A 20,775-nucleotide genomic window follows, 5' to 3' on the forward strand; every position below is an offset into this window, starting at 1 on the left:
ACTCCGTCATTGCCGGATGTGTCCTTCCCCGAGCAACACGAATTTGGTGGAGGTCAGCTCTTTGATGCCCATAGGGCCATACGCATGCAGCTTGGAAGTGGAAATGCCGATTTCCGCGCCCAACCCCAACTGCGCTCCGTCGTTGAAGCGTGTGGTGGCATTGACCACCACCAGGGAAGCGTCCACCTCACGCAGAAAACGCATGGCCTTGGCGTGGTCATTGGTCAAGATGGCCTCGGTATGGTTGGAGCCGTATTGAGCGATGTGCTCCACGGCCTCCTCCATATCGTCCACCACCTTCACGGCCATGGTCATTTCCAAATATTCCTTGCCCCAGTCTTCGTCCTTAGCGGGCTGCACATCCGCATCCCCCATCAATGGCAAGGAGCGTTCGCAGGCATGAAAAACCACAGCATCCCGTCCCAGTCGCTCGGCAACCCTGGGCAGCAGCCCGGCGGCCACCCGCTCATGCACCAATAGGCACTCCAAGGCGTTGCATCCACTGGGGTACTGGGTCTTGGCGTTATGGATAATTTCCACTGCCCGTTCCAGATCGCATGTCTCGTCAGCGTAAATATGGCACACACCCTTATAGTGCTTCAGCACGGGCATGGTGGCCTGCTCGGTGACAGCCCGAATCAGTCCCTCGCCGCCACGCGGGATGACCACGTCGATATAATCCGAAAGTTTGAGCATTTCCTTCACCGCGTCCCGATCCGTGGTGGGTACCACCTGCACGGCGTCCCGGGGCAGCCCGGCCTGCTCCAAGGCCTGATGCATTAACGAAGCCAGCGCCTGATTGGAGTGAAACGCCTCGGAGCCGCCTCGCAAGATAGTGGCATTGCCCGCCTTGAGGCAGAGAATCCCCGCGTCAATGGTGGCATTGGGCCGGGACTCGTAGATCATGGCCACGACGCCCATGGGAATGCGCATCCGGCCCACCAACATGCCGTTGGGCCGCTTCACCATAGATTCGATCTCTCCAACGGGATCGGCCATGGCCGCCACGTCACGGCAGCCCTGCACCATGGAAGCCAAGACCTTGTCGGAAATGGTCAAACGCTGGGTGCGGGCCGCGTCCAGTCCATTCTTCTCGGCCTGATCCAAATCACGGCCGTTTTCATCCATAATGAAACGACGCTCGCTTTCCAGCAAGTCGGCCAGAATATTCAACGCCTGCGCCCGGGCGGATCCCTCGGCCGAGGCCAAGGCCCGTGCAGCGGCAGCCGCTTTTTTTCCAATGGCACGCATTTCCTGCTTGACGCTCATATCTCCTCCGTGAATTATCGCCGTTGTTCCGGAGCATGTCGGATGCTCCACACTGTTCATGAGCTACCGCCGCCTGCCTTCGCTGTCAACGCGAGAGGAAAGATGTCGCTTTTCGTGGACAGTCAATTCCCTTTTTTGTAAATTGCCCTGCGGACGGTGAGAGGAAGATGGGTATCCTTCCTTTTTTTATGATCTGACACCGATCTTTTTTGACCTTTTTTACAATTTTGCTTACTACCGCATCCGCGACTTCCAACGACACAATTTTTATGGAGGCTGAAGGTACGCATGTCTGAGCACGCAACGAAAATGCCCGTCAACGAGGAAGCCCTGGCAGGCGAGGTCAACCAGGAGGCATCCCGCCTGCTGGATACCCTGCTGCGCTACAAAAACATCATCCTGGGCGGTGCGGCGGCCCTCATCGCCGTTGCTGCCGTCTATGCGGGCGTGACGCTGTGGAATGCGCACTCCGTGTCCACGGCCTCGGAAGAGCTGGGACAAATCCTGCTCACCACCGAAGGCGATGCCCGTGTGGACGCGTTGGCCGCGTTTGTCGAGGATGCCCCGGACGCCGTACGCAACGGCGCGCTCTTTGAACTGGCGGACGTGCAGATGCGGCAGGAACGCTATCAGGAAGCCGTCGGTACCTGGGAACGTTTGGAAGCAAGCCTGCAATCCCCGGAGCTGAGCATCCTTGCCAAGTTGGGCAAAGGACGCAGCCTGCTTCTGGATGGTCATGCCGCCCAAGCTCAGGAGATTGCCGCCCTGATGCAGTCCGAAGCTCCGGAAGCCTTTTTGATTCCTGTAAACCGCCTGCTGGCCGCGGCCGCGGAAGAGGCCGGGGATACGCAGACCGCTTTGGAAGCCTATCAGGCATTGCTCTCCGGCGGACAAGTGGCCGACGCATCCTATCTGCAATACAAGGTGCAGGAACTCCAGGCCAAATAGGCGATCACGCCCTACCGTTCAAGGTCTTGTGGTCTCAGATACGACCCTCCGCAACGCTTTCCTTCTCCCTGGGACACCGCCCCCCACCGGGACCGGAACACAGTGAAAAGGATGCCGCCACCACGGTACGCAGCGCGGAGGATCATTAATAAACGAAATCGGCTCAAACCGCTGAACACCAACCCTCTGGAGGGAACATGCCTCATCCCATCCTGGCCGCCAAGCCGGGCGAGACGCTTCTTCTTCTCGGCAACGAAGCCATCGTGCGCGGAGCCGTGGAAGCGGGCATCAATTTCGTCAGCTGCTACCCCGGCACGCCGTCTTCCGAAGTGCCCGACACGTTTTTCCGACTCGCCCCCGAAGGGGAATACACCTTTGAATATTCCGTAAATGAAAAAGTCGCCCTGGAAGTGGCCGGAGGGGCCACCCTGGGAGGCGCTCTCTGCCTCTGCACCATGAAGCACGTCGGCGTGAACGTTGCAGCCGACCCCTTCATGACGCTGGCATACACCGGAACCCCCGGAGGACTGGTACTGCTTTCCGCCGACGATCCGGGCTGCCATTCCAGCCAAAACGAGCAGGACAACCGTTACTATGCCCGACTCGCCGGGATGCCCGTTTTTGAGCCGTCCACGGCCCAGGAATGTAAAGACATGACCCGGGACGCACTCCTGCTTTCCCGCGAGACCGGCTCTCCGGTGCTGCTGCGCACCACCACCCGCGTGAACCACTTGCGCGGCCCGGTGGAATGCGGCCCTGTCTCGGCTCCCCAGGAAATCAAGGGTTTCTCCAAAAACCCGGCGCAATTCGTCCCGATTCCCGCCTTTGCCCGGTCCATGCACGACCGTTTGCTGGACCGCATCGAAGTGCTCAGAGGACACGCAGAACACTCCGTGTTCAATGCCGTTTCCGGGGAAGGCCGCATCGGTGTCGTGGCCACGGGCATCAGCCGCGCCTACCTGCACGACGCCCTGTTGGACTGTGGCCTGGAAGGCCAGATCCGTGTTCTGGAGCTGGGCTTTACCGCTCCGCTGCCCGAAGCCAAAGTCGTCGAGTTCCTGACGGGTCTGGACAAAGTACTCGTTGCCGAAGAATTGGAACCGATTCTGGAAAATGAAATCCGGGTGCTGGCCCAAAAGAACAATTTACCGCTTACCGTACTGGGCAAGGACATCCTGCCCCGTCAGGGTGAGTTCAATACGGGCGTGCTGGCGGAAGCCCTGCAACACCTGTCCGGACAAGGGGATTTTCAGTGTGTTTCCTGCGAGCCTGCCGAGGGGCTGCCCATGCGTCCCCCGAACCTGTGTGCGGGCTGTCCGCACCGCGCCGCGTACTACGCCGCACGCCAGGTCTTTGGTGACGACGCGATCTATTCCTCGGACATCGGCTGCTACACCCTGGGCATTGTTCCGCCCCTGGCCTGCGCCGACTTTCTGCTCTGCATGGGATCGAGTGTCAGCGCCGGATCCGGTCTGTCCAAGGCCACAAAGCAAACTGTGGTCGGCTTTATCGGAGACTCAACGTTTTTCCACTCCGGCGTCACCGGCCTGATCAACGCGGTACACAATAACCACGATCTTCTGCTGGTTGTGCTGGACAACCGGACCACGGCCATGACCGGGCATCAGCCCAACCCGGGCGTGGATCCCGAACCGCTCGGCGACGACGTGGCCCAGGTGGACATCGAGTCCATCTGCCGAGGTTGCGGTGTCGACGCCATCCGCAAGGTCAACCCGCTGAACGTGAGCAAGACCCTGGATGCCTACACGGAATTACGCGGGATGAAGGGTGTGCGCGTGCTCATCACTGAGGAGCCGTGTCCGCTTTTCGCTCGCCGCGTGTACCGCAAAAAGCCCAAGATGACCGCATACGTGGAAGACGGATACGACATGGCCGAAGGCGTGTTGGAAAAGCTGGCTTGCCCGGCCTTCCGCCTTTGCGACGGCAAAATGGAAATCGACGAACTGATGTGCAACGGCTGCATGGTCTGTGTGCAGCTTTCCGACAATATCAAGGCTCGCAAAAGGGGTGCATAGATGAGCAACGTCAAGCCGCTTCGCATCTTCATGACCGGCGTGGGCGGACAGGGCACCCTGACCGCCACGACGCTGTTGGCCAAGGCCGCGCTTTTGAGCGGTCTGCCCGTCACGTCCGGGGAAATCCACGGCATGGCTCAACGCGGCGGTGTGGTGGAATCCACGCTGCTCATCGGCCTCAAAAGCCCGAAAATCGGTCCGGGTGAAGCCGACATCCTGCTCGGATTCGAACCGCTGGAAACCCTGCGCGCTCTGCCGTACCTGCGGCGCAATGGTCTGGTCTTTTCCAGTTCCGAAGCCATCCCGCCCCTGTCCGTGTCCACAGGTCAGCACAGCTGTCCGGACTTGGAGTCCGTGCGGGAGCGCGTGGCCGATTGGACGGAAAACGCCTGGTACGTCCCCTGCCAGAGCCTGGGAATTCAGGCCGGTGCCGTGCAAAGCGGCAACCTTGCCCTGCTGGGCGCCGCAGCGGAACGCGGAGCCTTCCCCTTTGGTCCCGACGCAATCGCCGAAGCAATCAAGGCGAACATGAAGGCGAAAATCGCCGATATCAACCTTAACGCTCTGGAGCTGGGCCGCAAAGCCGTTGCCTGACCAGGGTCGAAAACATGGAACTCAAGGCTCCGGGACAACGAAAGCACGAATCGTTTCCATTGATTCGTCTTCACCGTCCCGAGCCTTGGATTTCCGGTAACCGTTGCTCCGCCCTTCCCGGCGGCTCTCCGGTCACCAAGGAGACAATCCGAGCATGCCTGACCATCAGTACCTACTCACCCTGAAGCACATCCTGGACGGCCTGGGCCGCAAGGGTGGGTTGGAGGACAACCTCAACGGTCTGCTCGCCACCATGGCCCGGGAGTTGGGCTATGTGCGCTGTTTTCTGGCCATCACCGATACGGAAGACGAGGATCTCAAGCTCTCCCTGAGCTACAGTCCCTCCAAAGCCGATTCCGTGAGCTACGCCCCGGGGCGCGGCGTGGTGGGGCAGGTGTTTGAAAACGGGGAAACCGTGGTGGTCCAGCGCATTTCCGACAATCCCAATTTTCTGAACCTGGCCTTTGGTCGCACCGAAGAGGAAATGGCGCGCCTTTCCTTCATCTGCACCCCGATCGTCAGCCATTCCAGGGGCAAACCCGAAGTGGTCGGCGTCCTCAGCGCGGATCTGGTCATGCTGCCCAAAGACGAGCTGGAAGGGCATCGCAGCTTTCTGGAAGCTGTGGCTTCGGCCATTGCCCACCAAGTCGCCATCCTCCAGGAAGAGCTGGCCGTTCAAAAGCATCTTTTGAATCAGGGAATGGCCGGACTCCCCGAAGCGCAGCCTCCCAAAAATTTCGTCGCCTCCTCAAAGGCCATGCGTCTCGTGCTCCGGCAGGCCCGCCAAGTGTCCCCGTCCCGGGCCACGGTTCTGCTGCGCGGGGAATCCGGCACTGGAAAGGAACTGTTGGCCGAGGCCATCCATGCCGGCAGCCCACGGGCCGAGCGCCCGCTGATCAAGCTCAACTGCGCGGCCCTGCCTGCGGAACTGGTGGAAAGCGAACTGTTTGGTCACCAAAAAGGCGCATTTACCGGTGCCTACCAAAACAAACGCGGCCTCTTTGAAGTGGCTCACCAGGGCACGCTGTTCCTTGATGAAATTGGCGAACTGTCGCTGGACGCCCAGGCCAAGGTGCTCCGCGCCATTCAGGAAAAGGAAATCACCAGGGTGGGCGGAGAAATGCCCATCGCCGTGGACGTGCGGCTCATCTGCGCCACACACCAACCTCTTGAGGACCGCATCGCCCAGGGAAAATTCCGCGAAGACCTCTACTATCGCATCAATGTCTTTCCGGTCTTCATCCCCTCCCTACGGGAACGGCGGGAAGACATCCTGCCCCTGGCCGAATTTTTCCTTGAGGAATTCTCCTCGGAGTATGACAAGCACATCCGGCGCATCTCCACTCCCGCCATTGAACTGCTTTCCATGTATCACTGGCCCGGCAATGTCCGTGAACTGCAAAACTGCGTGGAACGTGCTGTGCTGGTCTGTGAGGAAGAAGTCATCCGCACATACCATCTGCCGCCCACGTTGCAGACCGCGGAAAGCTCGTCCACGGAGATCAGTCTCTCTTTTGGCGAAGCCGTGGGGAAATTCGAGCAGGAACTGCTCGTGGACGCCCTGAAGAAAAGCCGTGGCAACATGCTCCAGGCCGCCCGGGATCTGCGCGTTTCCTACCGTATTGTGAACTACAAGGTGAAAAAATACGGCATTGACGTCAAACGTTTCGTTAACAGCAAAAGCCGCAAGCGCTAATCGTAAATATGATATCGTCCAAAACCCGCGGAGTTCTCGCAGCTCTGGCAGCCACTATTATCTGGTCTGGAAATTTCGTGGTGGCCCGGGGTCTGGCTGAAGTCATCCCTCCGGCGACTCTGGCTTTTTTCCGCTGGAGCGTGGCCTGCATCGCCTTGGCTCCGCTGGCTCTGCCGTCCCTTCGTCGGGAATGGCCCGCGCTTCGTCGCAATTTCCGCTATCTCGTGGTCACGGCCCTGCTCGGGGTCACGCTCTTCAACACGCTCATCTATCTGGCGGGACGCACAACGGACACACTGAACATGTCCCTGATTTCCACCTGCATCCCCGCATTCATTCTCCTGCTTTCGCGCATTTTCCTGGGGGAAGCGCTCACCAAGGCTCGATTGACCGGCCTGACCGCGGCCTTCTGCGGCGTGTTGCTGCTCGTAGGACGCGGGAATCCGGCAACACTCCTTGCGGTACGCCCCAATCCCGGCGATATTTGGATGCTTTTGGCGGCGCTCCTGTTTGCGGCCTATTCCATTCTGGTACGACGCAAACCCAAGGACATCGGTCCCACGGCATTACTCGGTGCCAGCTTCGGTCTGGGGCTGCTCATGCTTCTGCCATGGACGGCTTTGGAAGTCGCCTTTGGCCCGGTACCGCAATTTTCACCCACAGTATTCGGCTCCATCCTGTATATTGGACTTGGAGCGTCCCTGGCCGCCTATTGGCTTTGGTCGTGCGCCTTGGAGGACATCGGCCCGAGTCAGGCCGGACTGATCTACTACTCCCTTCCGCTGTTCAGCGGGCTGGAAGCGGCGTTGCTGCTGGGAGAACCCGTGGCCTGGTTCCACGGGGCCGCAGGTATCCTGATCTTAGGCGGCATTCGTCTGGCGACCCGCCCCAGCGTCAAGGCGGCCTAAACGTCAGCGCAATGGCTTCTTGCGCGGTTGTCGCGGAAAGCCTGGAACGAAATCACGTTGCATTCGACTGGGTAAAAGCTTTTTTGTCCGGCCCGACTTTTTTTCGCATCCTGAATTTTTGGATCGTTCAAGGCTCGGCTGACGCGTTTCGGTCCTTATATAATGACTGTTGGAGACCTGATCCGCGGAATGAAGAGACTTTGTTCCCGGGTCGGTCCCGCACACAGACCGCTACAGCACAATGCCGCGCTGCATCAGCCTTTAAAATAGCCCCTCCAACCCATCAATAAAGTCCTCCACAGCTTCGCGGCCCTGGTCCACGGCTCCGCCGACCGCGTCGGATCCCTCGGTCGCTCCCTGGTCCGCACCGTCCACCACACCATCCACAATACTCTCCACAGCGCCCTGCACGGATTGTGCGCCGCCTTCAATAACGTCCCCGACCTGGCCGCCACCGTCCAAAATGCCTCCCACGACCCCGGTCACCAATCCAACGGCGCCTCTGGCAATGCTGGCGGCATATTCTTCGGCACTGACCCAATACCTGGGATTATCCAATGTACCGCTTACGCGGAGCGGCATGGGGACGCCGTAAAATTCATCGCACCCGGCACCGCCCTGGCCCGAAGCATCCTGCACTGCCATGGCCCGGACCAAATATTCGATACGGTTGTCCGGCAAGTTGACGAACCCTTCTCCTCCGGCCCGAAGTCCCGGTGCCTTGACGCAAAGATCATCACAATGAATCCGCCCCTGATCGGCCACCAGGGTTCCGGTAATCTCGCCGAATTTGGTGCTCTCGTCTTCCTCCCCTTCCAGCACGGCCTTGGTCAGGGAATCCACCACCGCCAGCATGGCGAACAGGTCCAGGCCGGGATATTCACCATCGCGAACCCCGAACCCAAGCGAACCGGACAGCGTCCGTTTCAACGGCTCCACGTCCAGGCCTTCCCAAGTCAGCGGTTCAATGGTCCGTACGGAAAGCGTTCCGCCCGCCTGATCAATACCTGCGTACCGCTTAAGCAACCGCCCCAATCGAACGCCCTTGATCGTGGGAATACATTGATGTTGAACCTGACCTGCCGCGTCCATCTCCCAAATCATATCCACATGCCCCTGCTCCACGTCCAACGCAAAAGGCTCCAGCCGGACAACGCCCCCTTGCACGCCCAGCCCTGTATGGATATCAGAAAGAGTCAAACCGTCGTATTGCAGCGCCTCCGCCTCAAGCCGCACATCCGCCCGCATCCGCCGCAAACGCTCCAGCAATTCCTTCCTGGCATTTGAAGACTCACGGCCAACGTCGCCTGTCTGCCCTGCCTTGGTCACCGCGGTTCCGGTATCGTCAGGTTTCCGGTCCATTACGGATTCCGGAGCTGTTTCCCCGGCATGGTTCGATTGCTTTGCGGGCAAATAGCGATCCAGATCCAGCTTGCCCAGCCGCAACTGCGCATCATACCGTTCCTGCTCCCAGTCAACATCCGCCCGCCCCAATACCGTGGTGTCGTCCAACAGAAGGTCCATATCCTCCAGGCGGATCCCTGCGGGCGAATACCCAAGCGTCAATGCGCCGTGCCAATCCGTCAACACCTCCTGGTCGCTGGTCTCCGGCAGGGAGACCGGCATTAAATCGCCGGCCAGTTCCGCCAACGTCCGCAGGTTGAGATGCTCCAAGGCAAGATCCGCATTGATCTCCGGCTGCGTGGTCAGGTTTGTGGCCCGCACGGAACCGGAAATCCCTCCTCCCGGAGTATGCAATGCAATGGAATCCCAACGAGCCCGCATGGCGTGCATATCCGCAAATCCTTTGCCCAGCTGCAGGGTGAAGAGATCGTTGTCATGCTCTATGCGCACATCCAAGGGTTCCACGGCCACCACGCCATGATGTCCGCGGGCCGTCAGATCCAGACCGCGTAATCGAATGTTCCTGGCTCGCAGATCATCCAAGGCCACATGGAGATCCAGAGACAATCCTCGAGCCAGTTGCACCCACTCCGGCTCCGCGCTCTCTTCGGAAGCGGCATCTTCGGCGGTAACCGAATCCTTTCCGGTTCCGGCTGGCTCAGTGGATAAAGACGGTTCCCGGCCTTCTTGCGCCGGTTCCAGCGGCGGAAGATACGGCGTCAGATCCAGTGCTGGACAGGAGAGGGCAAGGGCATACTCTGGTTTGTTGAGCTGCGCGCTCACACGTCCTTCCAGGATTGTCCCATCCACCGCCAAACGTATAAAAGGGACACGCAGATGGTGTGGGGCGTAATCGAACCGCACGGTGGCACTCACATCCGTCATCGCATCCGGTGCGGACGTGACCGGAGGCTGGACTCCCAAGGCGTGTAAAACGGCTTTTGCATCGCAGGGCTGTAATTCGACGACTCCGCTTGCCGAGGGGCCGCTGACAATATCCCGCGCAGAAAACGATCCGCTTACCCGGGCCTTGTACCCCTGCAGCAAAAATGCCGAAGCGCTGGCCCGTTCCCGTTCCAGGTCGAGCCGCAATTGTTCCAACGCTAGACTGACCTGGGCCTCCCCACCGGGAATCGAAGCACCTTGCGCTCGAAGCGCCAGGGTCAGGCGCGGTGAGGCAAATTGGTTGGCGGCCAAGTCAAATGCAAGCCGCCCCGCCAGCTTGAACCGGCCACGCATTGCCGGTTCCGCAAGAGCAAAGGCGAATTCCGTCTCCAGATCCAAAGGAGCGCCCTGGCGGACCGCTCCAACAGCGAGCTGTCCATCCTCAAAAACATATTTCGTGCCGGCGGCACGATCTTCCCAAACCACATGCACATCGGAAGCCTGTAGTCCCTCCAGGGAAAACTGAAACGGCTCACTCCCAGCTGTATCCGTGTTTTTCCGATCTGTAGCCCGCACCCGCCGGGCTTCGGTCGCAGGCTCCGCTGAAGACGATGCCGCGTCCCCCCCGCGGGAAACCAGGAGGTCATCCCAGTTGCTCCGGCCCTCTGCATCACGATTCAACCGCAGATCCAACCCCGCCAAATTCACGGTGCCCACTTCAATTTCCCCAAAGAGCAAAGGCAGAATGCGCAACTCGGCAGAAACCGAACGCACGGACACCATGGGCTGGTTGCCGAATCCGGACGCATTGCCCAGGCTCACGTTCCCAGCCTCCACAGCCAGCCATGGGAACCAGGACAATTCCAACGGACCGGCCAGAATCAATTCCCGCCCGGTATGTTCCCGGACCAGCGCCGAGACGCGGTCACGATAATCGTTGGGATCAAACAGAAGCACAAACACGACCAGTGCGGTCAGCGCCAACGCAACCAACACCAGAAAAAATTTGACAAAAAACGACAACAGTTTCACGGCGCGCTCTCCATGGGAACGAAGCGTATTGTGGGCTAGAATCACACCGGCCGCCCAGTGCGATCCTGAAAAAATTATTTTTCGGAAGAGGACTGGTCCTGGTCCGCGTTCAACGACATGTCAGAGCGATCCAGCAGGCGCAGCAGACTTCGCAATTCATCGGCCACTTCCTGCAAAAGCCCGTCCCGAGCCGTCCAATTCCCCACGGTCGGTCCGCCACCGTGTACGGAAGCCTCCGGTTCCTGGACGCCTTCTCCCTCGTCCAGCCGTTTACGCGCTCCTTCAATGGTCAAGCCCTCGTCATACAGCAGGCTTTTGATGCGACGCAGCAACGCGATGTGCTCCAGAGAATACAGACGCTGGCCGGATGGGGTGCGCACGGGTCGCAACTGTTGGAACTCCCCCTCCCAAAAGCGCAGCACCGAGGTTTTCACGCCCAATTCCTGAGCGGCCTCACCTATTCGATACTGTTGCGTCTTTTCAGGATCGTTCATAAACGTTGCATATCAGAGGACCGCCCCATCGGAAAGGCCCGGTCCTGGGTTCCCGGCGCAAAAAAAGAGGCCCACGCCGGATGACGCGGACCTCTTCAAAAGCAAACGGACAAGCTTAAACCGTGACCGGCAGCTTTGCGGTAAGCTGCTTGACCAAACGGGTATGGACTTTTTCCACTTCCTTGTCCTTCAACGTCTTTGTGGCATGGCGGTAGACCATGCGGAAGGAGAGGTTGCGGGTATCGCTCGCCTCATCGGGAACGTACACCGCCACCAGGGAAACGGATTCCAGCAGCTTGGGTCGGTCCGCTTCCACGGCATCGAGGATCGACCCGACACTGAGGGTATGCGGTGCCTGCAAGGTCACGTCGCGGCACACGGACGGCAGATTCGGCAGGTTTTCAAAGAGCACCTGATTGCCGCCCAACAGAACCGCCAGACGGTCCGCATCCAGTTCCGCGAGCCATACGTCCTTCAGGGCGTGACAGCGGTCCGCCACCTCGGGCAACACCTTGCCGATCACGCCGAGTGACTCGTCGCCCAAGCGAACGTCCACACAGGGTTCCAGGAAGGAATGGTCCGAAACCAGCTCAAAGGAGGCTTCTCCCAACTTGAAGTGGTCCAGAAGATGTTCCACAATTCCCTTGATATCCAGGTAGTCGGCATCTTCCTGGCTCCACGGCCAGTCCTCGGCAAACCGGGAACCGTATACCAGGATGCCGAGACGCCCCTGCTCTCTGGTCTCGGTGTCGGACTCCGGATCCGTGGTAAAAATCTTGGCCAGTTCAAACAACCGCAGACGAGTATTCTTTTGGGCCAGATTGTTCCGCAGACTGTTGAGCAACCCCGGTGCCAGGGCCGTACGCAGCACATTCTGCTCTTCGGACAACGGGTTGGCCACCTGCACACGTCCCTCGACGGGCAGCCCTAACGCATCCAGATCGGCCTGCCCCACAAAACTGTAGTTGATGGCCTCGCGCAATCCCACGCCACGCGCCCAATTCTTGATCAAACGATTCACACCATAGACTGTTTCCCGCGTAATGCGGGATTCAGCCGTCTTGGAGATGCGGGGAAGCCGTTCCGGAACCCGGTCCATGCCGTACACGCGGACAACTTCCTCAAACAAATCCGCCTCGCGCTCCAAATCCGGGCGATGTGAAGGGCTGGTTACATCCCAACGGTCATCCTCAGTCTTGGTTACGTCGCAGCCCATGCCTTCCAAAACCTGAGCGCAAAACGAAGGCTCAAAGTCGATTCCGATCAGGGAATTGAGCCTGGAGCGACGGAAAATCTGGTGCCGCTGCTTCCAGGGGATCGGTTCGGACGTGGACACATGCGGCAATACCTGCGCCCCGGAAAGCTCGGCCATCAGTTGTGCGGCACGGGCCGTGGCATACGGGGTGTTTACCTGGTCCACTCCGCGTTCAAAACGGTAGGACGCCTCGGAATGCAGCGCCAGACGGCGAGCTGTTTTCCGAATGGTTCCTGGACGGAACACCGCGCCTTCCAGAAGCACGTTACCGGATTGGTCGCTGATTTCCGTATCCAGGCCACCCATGACGCCGGCCAGGGCCACGGGCCGCTCCCCGTCCCAAATGAGCAGGTCCGACGCCAGCAGCGTGCGTTCCTGTCCGTCCAGGGTCGTCAGCGTCATGCCGTCCTGAGCCGGGGCAATGCGCACCTGGTCGCCACGCATGAGATCCCAATCAAAAGCGTGCAGGGGCTGACCAAGCTCCATCAATATATAGTTGGTCACATCCACCAGGTTACTGATGGGACGCACTCCCACGGCATGTAGCCGGTAGCGCAGCCAGGCCGGGGAAGGCCCGATCTTTGCGCCGCGCAGATAGCGTGCCGAATACATGGGGCAAAGTTCGGGATCGTCGATGATGATGTCCGCATACGGACGGTGCGGCTCCCCCCCTTCTTGCAGCCGAAGTTCGGGCAGGGTCAGGGGGAGGTTGAAGGCCAGAGCGGTTTCCCGGGCAATGCCCAGGTGCGACAGGCAATCCGACCGGTTGGGCGTGATGTCGATATCCAGCACATCCCGGTCCAGATCGAACACGTCGAGAAACGCATCCCCTGGGCGGCAATGGTCGGGCAAAACCAAAATGCCTTCGTGGTCGTCGGAAAGCTCCATTTCCCGCTCGGAAAGGATCATACCATGGGAAGGCTGCCCGCGAAGCTTGGCCTTTTTCAGCTTCAATCCGCCGGGCAGTGTGGTGCCGACCTTGGCGACGGCAACCTTTTGCCCCTGGGCCACATTGGGCGCGCCGCAGACGATGTCCAGCACCTCTTCGCCCACATCCACTTTGCAGACGGACAGCTTGTCCGCTTCGGGATGCTTCCCGCACTCGGCCACATACCCGACAACAATGTCGGCCAGGGGCGCGAACGGGTCGTAAATCTCCTCCAGCTCAAGACCGAGCATGGTCAGACGGTCGCCCAGCTCCTGGACGCCGCCTTCATAGGGCGTGAATTCACGCAGCCATTTCAAACTGACAAGCATATGCGCCTCAACAATGCGAATTTAGCAGAACTGCTCCAGGAAGCGGATATCGTTCTCAAAGAACATCCGCAGGTCGCCGATGCCGTACTTGAGCATGGCCACGCGTTCGACGCCGAGGCCGAAGGCGAATCCCTGAATTTCCTCGGGATCATATCCCACGGATTTGAATACGTTGGGATCGATCATACCGCAGCCCAGGATTTCCACCCAGCCCGTACCTTTGCAGACACGGCAGGTGGCGCCGTCCTTTTCTCCCTTGCCGCCGCAGTTGAAGCAGGAGATATCCACTTCGGCACTCGGCTCGGTAAAAGGGAAGAAACTGGGACGAAAGCGCACACTCACATCCGAACCAAACAGCTGGCGCACAAACGTGGCCAGGGTGCCGCGCAGGTCCGCCATGCTTACGTTCTTGTCCGCGAGAAATCCTTCAATCTGGTGGAACATGGGTGTATGCGTGAGATCCGAATCCCGACGGTAGACCCGACCGGGCGCCACGGCTGCCACGGGGGGCTTGCGGTCGCCCATGGTGCGCACCTGCAGGCCGGAGGTATGGGTGCGAAGCAGAATACGCTCGGAAATGTAGAGTGTGTCCTGCATGTCGCGCGCGGGATGGTCCGGCGGCATGTTCAGCGCTTCGAAGTTGTGCCAGTCGTTTTCCACTTCGGGACCGGAAACGACTTCGAATCCCAGTCCGGTGAAAACATCGCAGATTTCATCCATGACCAGGGTAACAGGGTGAAGAGAACCGGCCCAGGGCTTGCGTCCGGGCAGGGTGGGGTCGAAGCGGGAAAGTCCCTCGCTGGTCTGGGCGCGTTCCAGTTCGACCTGGCGGGCGTCCAGCAACTGCGTGAGAAGACTTTTAACTTCGTTGGCCTTTTTTCCGGCTACGGGCTTGTCTTCGTTGGAAAGGGCGCGCAGGTTCGTCATACCGGCGGCCAGACGGCCTTTGCGTCCGAGGAACTCAATGCGCAGTTCCTCCAGTTCCTTCAAAGAACGAGCCTGACCCGCTCTGGGTTGACAGTCGCGGGCCAGGCTCTCAAGTCCTTCAATAAAGGACTGTAGTTCTTGGGGCATTTTACTTCAGCTGTGCTTTGGCCTGCTCGGCGATCTTGGCGAACACGTCCTTGTCGCGCACGGCCATGTCGGCCAGCACCTTGCGGTTCAGATCGATATTCGCTTTTTTCAGGCCGTTGATGAACTTGCTGTAGGAAAGGCCGTGCTGACGGGCGGCGGCGTTGATGCGCACGATCCACAGCTTGCGGAATTCGCGCTTACGCTCTTTGCGGCCCCGGTAGGCATGGGCAAGGGCTTTTTCAACCCGCTCCCGGGCGGTGCGGTACAGGCGGCTTCCGGCACCCCGGTAGCCCTTGGCCATCTTCAAATATTTCTTGTGGCGGCGACGCGCGGCCACGCCTCTTTTCACTCTCATTCAAGCCTCCATCGCTTCATACCCGCCTGTCCCCGTAGTGTTGGGGGTGGCCAGGTGGTGGTGTTACAGGTTGTTGAAACCGTGCGCCCAGGGGCTACACGTAGGGCAGCAGTCGGCGCACGGCGGACTCGTTGGTCCGATCGACCAACGTGGCCTTGCCGAGACGACGCTTCCGCTTGGCGTTCTTCTTGGTCAGGATGTGACGCAGGTTCTTCCTGCGGCGGCGGAATTTGCCGCTCCCGGTCTTTTCGAAACGCTTTGCGGCGCTGCGGTTTGTCTTCATTTTAGGCATAGCTTCCTCCTAGATACCGGGCATAGCCCGGATCGTTGCATCGGTACGGGTCTCCATGGCCCGTTCGGACTCCGCGAAGCAGTAGGGCTACTTTTTCACGGGGGAGAGCAGCATGGTCATGGTCCGCCCTTCCGCGGACGGCGTCTGCTCCACCTTGGAGATTTCCTTTGTGTCCTCGATGACCCGCTCAAGGACCATGAGTCCACGGTCCTTATGCACGATCTCGCGTCCCCGGAAGAACACGGTCACCTTACAGCGGTCGCCCTTCTCGAGAAATTTCACGATGTTTCGAAGCTTGGTCTGGTAGTCGTGTTCATCGGTCTTGGGCCGGAACTTGACTTCCTTGATCTGAATGACCGTCTGCTTCTTTTTCGCTTCCTGCTGCCGCTTCTGCTGCTGATACTTGAACCGGCCGTAATCCATGATCCTGCAAACGGGCGGATCGGCGCTCGCGGCGACCTCCACCAGGTCAAGACCGCGTTCGCGGGCCAAACTCAAAGCCTCATGCGTGGGCAGAATGCCCAGCTGGTTCCCATCCTCGTCAACCACGCGGACCTTGGGTATCCTGATCCGCTCGTTGCGGCGGACGCCATCATCCTTACGCGGGAATCGGCGATCCTGACGTCGAAAAGCTATAGCTCATCCCTCCTCGTTCAAACGGCTCACGGGCCGCGGCCAAAATCAATTCCGCAGCATCCTCAAGCGTCAACAGGCCGGGATCGTCTCCGTCGCGCCAGCGAACGTTGACACACCCGGCTTCCTTTTCCTTGTCACCGCATACCAGCATGTACGGGATCTTCTCAAGTTGAGCTTCCCGTACCTTGTACCCGAGTTTTTCGTTACGGGTGTCCGCTTCAACCCGGATGCCCTTTTGGGCCAGGGCAGCGCGAACCTCTTCCGCATACTCGTTTTGGGCGTCCGTCACGGTGAGCACTCGGGCCTGTACCGGAGCAAGCCACACGGGGAAAGCCCCGGCGTAGTGCTCAATGAGCACTCCCAAAAAGCGCTCAATGGATCCGAGAATCACCCGGTGCAACATGACGGGACGATGACGTGCTCCGTCCTCGCCCACATATACCAAGTCGAAACGCTCTGGCAAGGTAAAATCACACTGAATCGTGGCACATTGCCAACGGCGGTCCAAAGCGTCTTTGATGATGATGTCGATTTTCGGCCCGTAAAATGCGCCGTCACCTTCATTAATATCGTATTCCCAGCCCATGGCTTCCAGGGCGCTGCGCAGGGCGTCGGTAGCCCGCTCCCAATCTTCGTCCGAACCGATGGACCCTTCCGGGCGGGTGGAAACTTCGGCTTCGAATTCAAAATCGAAGAGTCCCATCACGTCCTTGACGAATTTGGCCACCCCGATGATCTCATCCTGCAACTGGTCGGGACGGCACAGCAGGTGCGAATCGTCCTGGGTAAAGGAGCGCACGCGAAGCAGCCCGTGCAGCACACCGGATTTCTCGTGCCGATGCACCACACCATGCTCAAAGTAACGGATGGGCAGGTCGCGGTAGCTCCGAATCCGGGATTTATAAATCAGCATATGCGACAGGCAGTTCATGGGCTTAATGCCGTAGGACTGCTCGTCAATTTCCGTGAAGTACATATTTTCACGGTAATGGTCATAATGGCCGGACTTTTCCCACAGCTCCCGCTTGAGGATCAACGGTCCCTGCACGAAATCATAACCGCGCTTGAGATGTTCCTTGCGCTCGAAGTCCTCAAGGATAGCACGCACCAGGGCACCTTTGGGGTGCCACAGAATCATTCCGCCGCCCACTTCCTCGTGGATGGAGAACAGGTCCAGCTGGGTTCCCAATTTGCGATGGTCGCGCTTTTTGGCCTCTTCCAGATGATGGAGATGCTGCTTGAGCTGTTTGGGCGTGGCCCAGGCCGTTCCGTAGATGCGTTGCAGTTGCTTGTTGTTCTCGTCACCGCGCCAGTAGGCACCGGCCACGGAAAGCAGTTTAAAGGCCTTGAGCAGACCGGTCCGGGGGACATGCGGGCCACGGCACAGGTCCGTAAAATCGCCGTGTTCATATATTGAAACGACGTCCGCTCCCAAATCATCGATGATCTCGCCTTTGTAGGACTCCCCTTGGGCCTCGAAAAAGGCCTTGGCCTCCGCCGCACTCATCTCGCGGCGGGAGAACGGTTTGTCCGCGCCCACAGAGCGGTTCATTTCCTCTTCGATCTTTTCCAGATCTTCGGGCGTAAAGGCACGTTCGAAATCAAAGTCGTAATAAAACCCGTTTTCAACCGCAGGACCGATGGTAACCTTGGCTTCGGGAAACAGCTTTTTCACGGCTTCGGCCATGAGGTGGGCCGTGGAGTGTCGGACGACGTCCAGCCCATCCTCGCTCTCCGCGAAGACAGGCTCGATGGTAGTGCAGGTCTCGGGCAAGGGGGAAGTAAGATCAAGCAGGGTCTCGCCGCAACGGCAGACAACCGTATTCTTGAACTGTTTCTTGGACAGGCTCTGCTGAAGCGCTTCCCCGCAGGAGGCGCCGGCCTGGACTTCCACCGTCTGGCCATTCACTTCGATCTGCACTGTGTTTTTCTCCGGTATTGGATTCTTTCTGGGCGACTTCACGTCCCGCCCGTGCGAAGCGTATCCGCCGCCTCTAAAGACGAAGGTAGTTAAACCCAAGAACCCCACCTGTCAAGCTCCACAGGCTTCGGGCTTTCCTCCTATTATGGTGGTTGTATTGCACGAAATACGCTTCTCACGTATCATGAAACCTCCTTAATGGCTCGACAATACCCAAGTGACGCGGCGTGTGAAACCGAGCACGCCGTTCCAACCGCTCTTTTGAAGCTCTCGGGGGGAGGTTTTCATTATGAAGGTCGGCACAAAAATCACCATGTCGGGAACCGGGCTTGTCCTAATGGTCACGGCCTGCGTTCTCACCATCATGTTGGTTCGACAATCCATTCTTTCTGAACGTATCACGGCGCTTGTGCAGGAAGAAATTCTAGGTGAAGTGGCCCTGGCGGATAAGGATATGAGCAACCTCCTGCAAACGCAGCATGAAACCCTGACCAACAACCTGGAAGGGCAGTTGAACGTAGCCCGCCGACTTCTTCTGCGCAACGGTCCTCCAAGCCTTTCCGAGGAAGGTGTGGATTGGAATGCCGTAAACCAAAACACGGGCCAAGGCACGGGCATCACCCTGCCCAAATTACTGCTAGGTGGCGAATGGATCGGCAAAACCGCCAAGGCGAGCGACTTTTCCCCGGTTGTGGATGAACTGACCGAACTCACCGGCGTCACCTGCACCATTTTTCAACGCATGAACGAACGTGGCGACATGCTTCGCGTTTCCACGAGCGTTTTAAAGAACAATGGCCAGCGTGCCGTGGGGACGTACATTCCATCCACAAGTCCTGTGGTCCGCACCCTGCTTTCCGGACGCACCTACCGGGGACGGGCCTTTGTGGTCAACGACTGGTACCTGACCGTGTACGAACCCATCAAGGATGCAGAAGGCCACGTCATCGGCGCACTCTATGTCGGCATCCTTCAGACCGGTGTCAAATCGCTTATGACCGCGCTCACCGATCGAACCGTGGGAAAAAGCGGGCATGTTTTCATTCTCGGGGCCGATGGGCAGAACAGAGGCAATGTTTTGATCCATCCCGACCCGTCCCTTTTGGACGAAAACGTGTCGGAACATCGCTCTGCCAACGGCCGGAGGATTTATGACGAGATGATTCAGCAGGCCGTGGACGCCGAGGGGGACGTGGTCACTTTCACGTTTGAAGAAGATACCGGCAACGGTCAGACCCGTACACGCATTGCCGCGGCCTCGCTCTTCGCCCCCTGGGGCTGGATCGTGGTTGCCTCTGCCCCGTTGTCCGACTATTCGGCCACCCTGGACCACATTTCCCAAGAACTAAAGAACATGCAATTCTGGGTTCTCCTTCTTTCCGGTGGCATCGCGCTGCTGGCGCTGGTGGGCAGCACGCTGTTCGCCCGAACCTTGAGCCGCCCGGTCCAAGCCATTGTGACACAGTTGCAGGCCATGGCCGAAGGCGACACGCGCCAGGACTTAAACGAGACATTGCGCAAGCGCAAAGATGAAATCGGCCGTTTGGCCCGCAGCGCCCAGACTTTGGCCGAGGCCTTACGAAACAAGACGGATGTGGCAAGAACCATTGCCAAAGGGCGACTCGACACGGACGTTGTTCCGGCCTCGGACCACGACGAACTGGGTCTGGCTCTTCGGGACATGCTTACGGCCCTACGGAGGCTCGTAGGGGAAATCCAGCAAACGGCTTCCGACATTGCCGCCAGTTCAGCCCAGGTTTCCTCGGCAACACAAGCACTTTCCCAGGGGGCCACGGAACAGGCCGCATCCCTGGAACAAATCACCAGCACGCTTACGCAGATCGGCGCCCAAACCCAATCCAACGCCGAACACGCGGCCACGGCCAACCGGCACACCGGGGAAGCCAGTGACAACGCGGAAATGGGCAATCAGGAGATGCAACGACTCCTGCAAGCCATGGCCCAAATAAATGAAACCAGCGGACAAATCGGCCGAATCATCAAGGTCGTGGATGAGATCGCATTTCAAACGAACCTGCTGGCGCTGAACGCGGCCGTGGAGGCTGCCCGCGCCGGTCACCATGGCAAAGGGTTTGCCGTGGTCGCGGAAGAAGTTCGCAATCTGGCCGGACGCAGCGCCGAGGCCGCCAAGGAAACCGCGCAATTGATCGAAGGCTCTGTTTCACAAATCCAGCAGGGTTCCAAACTCTCGGACAGCACGGCGGAACAGCTGGAAGCCATTTCGGCGGCGGTTCTGCAGGCGGCTGAAATAACCAAAGACATCTCCGAGGCCAGCTCACAGCAGGCCAGCGGCATCGCCGAAGTGAATACGGGGCTGTCCCAAATCGAGAGCGTGACGCATCAAAACACATCCAGTGCAGAGCAAACCGCAGCAGCGGCTACGGAACTGGATAGTCAGGTACGCCGACTGCGCGCCGCGGTTTCGGAATTCCAATTGAACGAGACACAGCAGAAACCGGAACAGAGGGAAAACAGGCCGAGTCTGAACGCCCTTCCCGCGGGGAAAGCCCCCCGTGCCGGTGAAGTCTTCAGCCATGACGACACGCCTCGGATCGACCTTGGAGACGATGACGGGTACGCGGCCTGGTAAAAACACACGCCCCGCAGAGCCAATGACAAAGGCTTTGACGGGGCGTGTTTTCGATAACAGCGTACCTGTTTTTGTACCTACGCAAAGAAAAAAGGCTCACGGTTGTAG

Annotated in this window: 15 protein-coding genes; 6 read left to right on the forward strand and 9 right to left on the reverse strand. The window is 59.1% G+C overall.

What is annotated here, in order from left to right:
• Positions 1-6 precede the first annotated feature (6 nt).
• Complete coding sequence (locus tag B5D49_RS00220; protein WP_144019030.1) at positions 7-1,269, reverse strand: glutamate-5-semialdehyde dehydrogenase; 1,263 nt, start codon at positions 1,267-1,269, stop codon at positions 7-9.
• A 288-nt stretch (positions 1,270-1,557) separates the two neighbouring features.
• Between B5D49_RS00220 and B5D49_RS00225 the strand changes: the two genes are divergently transcribed.
• The 5 genes from B5D49_RS00225 (at position 1,558) to B5D49_RS00245 (ending at position 7,451) form a co-directional block, all read left to right on the forward strand.
• Positions 1,558-2,217, forward strand: a complete 660-nt coding sequence (locus B5D49_RS00225; RefSeq protein WP_144019031.1) for a hypothetical protein — start codon at positions 1,558-1,560, stop codon at positions 2,215-2,217.
• A gap of 197 nt (positions 2,218-2,414) precedes the next feature.
• Positions 2,415-4,253, forward strand: a complete 1,839-nt coding sequence (iorA, locus tag B5D49_RS00230; RefSeq protein WP_078715645.1) for an indolepyruvate ferredoxin oxidoreductase subunit alpha — start codon at positions 2,415-2,417, stop codon at positions 4,251-4,253.
• Positions 4,254-4,847 carry an indolepyruvate oxidoreductase subunit beta gene (locus B5D49_RS00235; protein WP_078715646.1) on the forward strand — a complete coding sequence of 198 codons (594 nt, stop codon included), beginning with the start codon at positions 4,254-4,256 and terminating at the stop codon, positions 4,845-4,847.
• 154 nt (positions 4,848-5,001) lie between these two features.
• Positions 5,002-6,543 (forward strand): sigma-54-dependent Fis family transcriptional regulator, encoded by a 1,542-nt coding sequence (locus B5D49_RS00240; protein ID WP_078715647.1) that lies wholly within the window; start codon positions 5,002-5,004, stop codon positions 6,541-6,543.
• 8 nt (positions 6,544-6,551) lie between these two features.
• Positions 6,552-7,451 (forward strand): DMT family transporter, encoded by a 900-nt coding sequence (locus tag B5D49_RS00245; RefSeq protein WP_078715648.1) that lies wholly within the window; start codon positions 6,552-6,554, stop codon positions 7,449-7,451.
• Between the two features lie 261 nt (positions 7,452-7,712).
• Here the strand turns inward: B5D49_RS00245 and B5D49_RS00250 are convergent, their stop codons facing one another.
• The 8 genes from B5D49_RS00250 to thrS form a co-directional block, all read right to left on the reverse strand.
• On the reverse strand, positions 7,713-10,772 hold the full coding sequence (locus tag B5D49_RS00250) for an AsmA family protein (RefSeq protein WP_144019032.1): 3,060 nt from the start codon (positions 10,770-10,772) through the stop codon (positions 7,713-7,715).
• Positions 10,773-10,846: 74 nt separating this feature from the next.
• Positions 10,847-11,266, reverse strand: a complete 420-nt coding sequence (locus B5D49_RS00255) for a MerR family transcriptional regulator (RefSeq protein WP_078715650.1) — start codon at positions 11,264-11,266, stop codon at positions 10,847-10,849.
• 115 nt (positions 11,267-11,381) lie between these two features.
• Entirely contained in the window at positions 11,382-13,778 is a 2,397-nt protein-coding gene (pheT, locus tag B5D49_RS00260; protein ID WP_078715651.1) for a phenylalanine--tRNA ligase subunit beta, read from the reverse strand.
• 21 nt (positions 13,779-13,799) lie between these two features.
• Positions 13,800-14,852, reverse strand: coding sequence for a phenylalanine--tRNA ligase subunit alpha (pheS, locus tag B5D49_RS00265; RefSeq protein ID WP_078715652.1), 1,053 nt, complete (start codon positions 14,850-14,852; stop codon positions 13,800-13,802).
• A 1-nt stretch (position 14,853) separates the two neighbouring features.
• Positions 14,854-15,207 carry a 50S ribosomal protein L20 gene (gene rplT / locus B5D49_RS00270; protein WP_078715653.1) on the reverse strand — a complete coding sequence of 118 codons (354 nt, stop codon included), beginning with the start codon at positions 15,205-15,207 and terminating at the stop codon, positions 14,854-14,856.
• A 94-nt stretch (positions 15,208-15,301) separates the two neighbouring features.
• Complete coding sequence (gene rpmI, locus B5D49_RS00275; RefSeq protein ID WP_078715654.1) at positions 15,302-15,499, reverse strand: 50S ribosomal protein L35; 198 nt, start codon at positions 15,497-15,499, stop codon at positions 15,302-15,304.
• Positions 15,500-15,586: 87 nt separating this feature from the next.
• Positions 15,587-16,135 carry a translation initiation factor IF-3 gene (infC, locus tag B5D49_RS00280; protein ID WP_078715655.1) on the reverse strand — a complete coding sequence of 183 codons (549 nt, stop codon included), beginning with the start codon at positions 16,133-16,135 and terminating at the stop codon, positions 15,587-15,589.
• Positions 16,098-18,056, reverse strand: coding sequence for a threonine--tRNA ligase (thrS, locus tag B5D49_RS00285; RefSeq protein ID WP_078715656.1), 1,959 nt, complete (start codon positions 18,054-18,056; stop codon positions 16,098-16,100). Before thrS ends, infC begins: the two co-directional genes overlap by 38 nt.
• A gap of 289 nt (positions 18,057-18,345) precedes the next feature.
• Here thrS and B5D49_RS00290 point away from each other — a divergent pair, with 289 nt between their 5' ends.
• Positions 18,346-20,667, forward strand: a complete 2,322-nt coding sequence (locus B5D49_RS00290) for a methyl-accepting chemotaxis protein (protein WP_078715657.1) — start codon at positions 18,346-18,348, stop codon at positions 20,665-20,667.
• Positions 20,668-20,775: the final 108 nt, after the last annotated feature.

This window comes from Paucidesulfovibrio gracilis DSM 16080, from assembly GCF_900167125.1.
Lineage (GTDB): Bacteria > Desulfobacterota > Desulfovibrionia > Desulfovibrionales > Desulfovibrionaceae > Paucidesulfovibrio > Paucidesulfovibrio gracilis.

Coding starts and splice junctions, on each gene's coding strand:
- B5D49_RS00220 (WP_144019030.1), bottom strand. CDS start 1,269: ATGAGCGTCAAGCAGGAAATGCGTGCCATTGGAAAAAAAGCGGCTGCC.
- B5D49_RS00225 (WP_144019031.1), top strand. CDS start 1,558: ATGTCTGAGCACGCAACGAAAATGCCCGTCAACGAGGAAGCCCTGGCA.
- iorA (WP_078715645.1), top strand. CDS start 2,415: ATGCCTCATCCCATCCTGGCCGCCAAGCCGGGCGAGACGCTTCTTCTT.
- B5D49_RS00235 (WP_078715646.1), top strand. CDS start 4,254: ATGAGCAACGTCAAGCCGCTTCGCATCTTCATGACCGGCGTGGGCGGA.
- B5D49_RS00240 (WP_078715647.1), top strand. CDS start 5,002: ATGCCTGACCATCAGTACCTACTCACCCTGAAGCACATCCTGGACGGC.
- B5D49_RS00245 (WP_078715648.1), top strand. CDS start 6,552: ATGATATCGTCCAAAACCCGCGGAGTTCTCGCAGCTCTGGCAGCCACT.
- B5D49_RS00255 (WP_078715650.1), bottom strand. CDS start 11,266: ATGAACGATCCTGAAAAGACGCAACAGTATCGAATAGGTGAGGCCGCT.
- pheT (WP_078715651.1), bottom strand. CDS start 13,778: ATGCTTGTCAGTTTGAAATGGCTGCGTGAATTCACGCCCTATGAAGGC.
- pheS (WP_078715652.1), bottom strand. CDS start 14,852: ATGCCCCAAGAACTACAGTCCTTTATTGAAGGACTTGAGAGCCTGGCC.
- rplT (WP_078715653.1), bottom strand. CDS start 15,207: ATGAGAGTGAAAAGAGGCGTGGCCGCGCGTCGCCGCCACAAGAAATAT.
- rpmI (WP_078715654.1), bottom strand. CDS start 15,499: ATGCCTAAAATGAAGACAAACCGCAGCGCCGCAAAGCGTTTCGAAAAG.
- B5D49_RS00290 (WP_078715657.1), top strand. CDS start 18,346: ATGAAGGTCGGCACAAAAATCACCATGTCGGGAACCGGGCTTGTCCTA.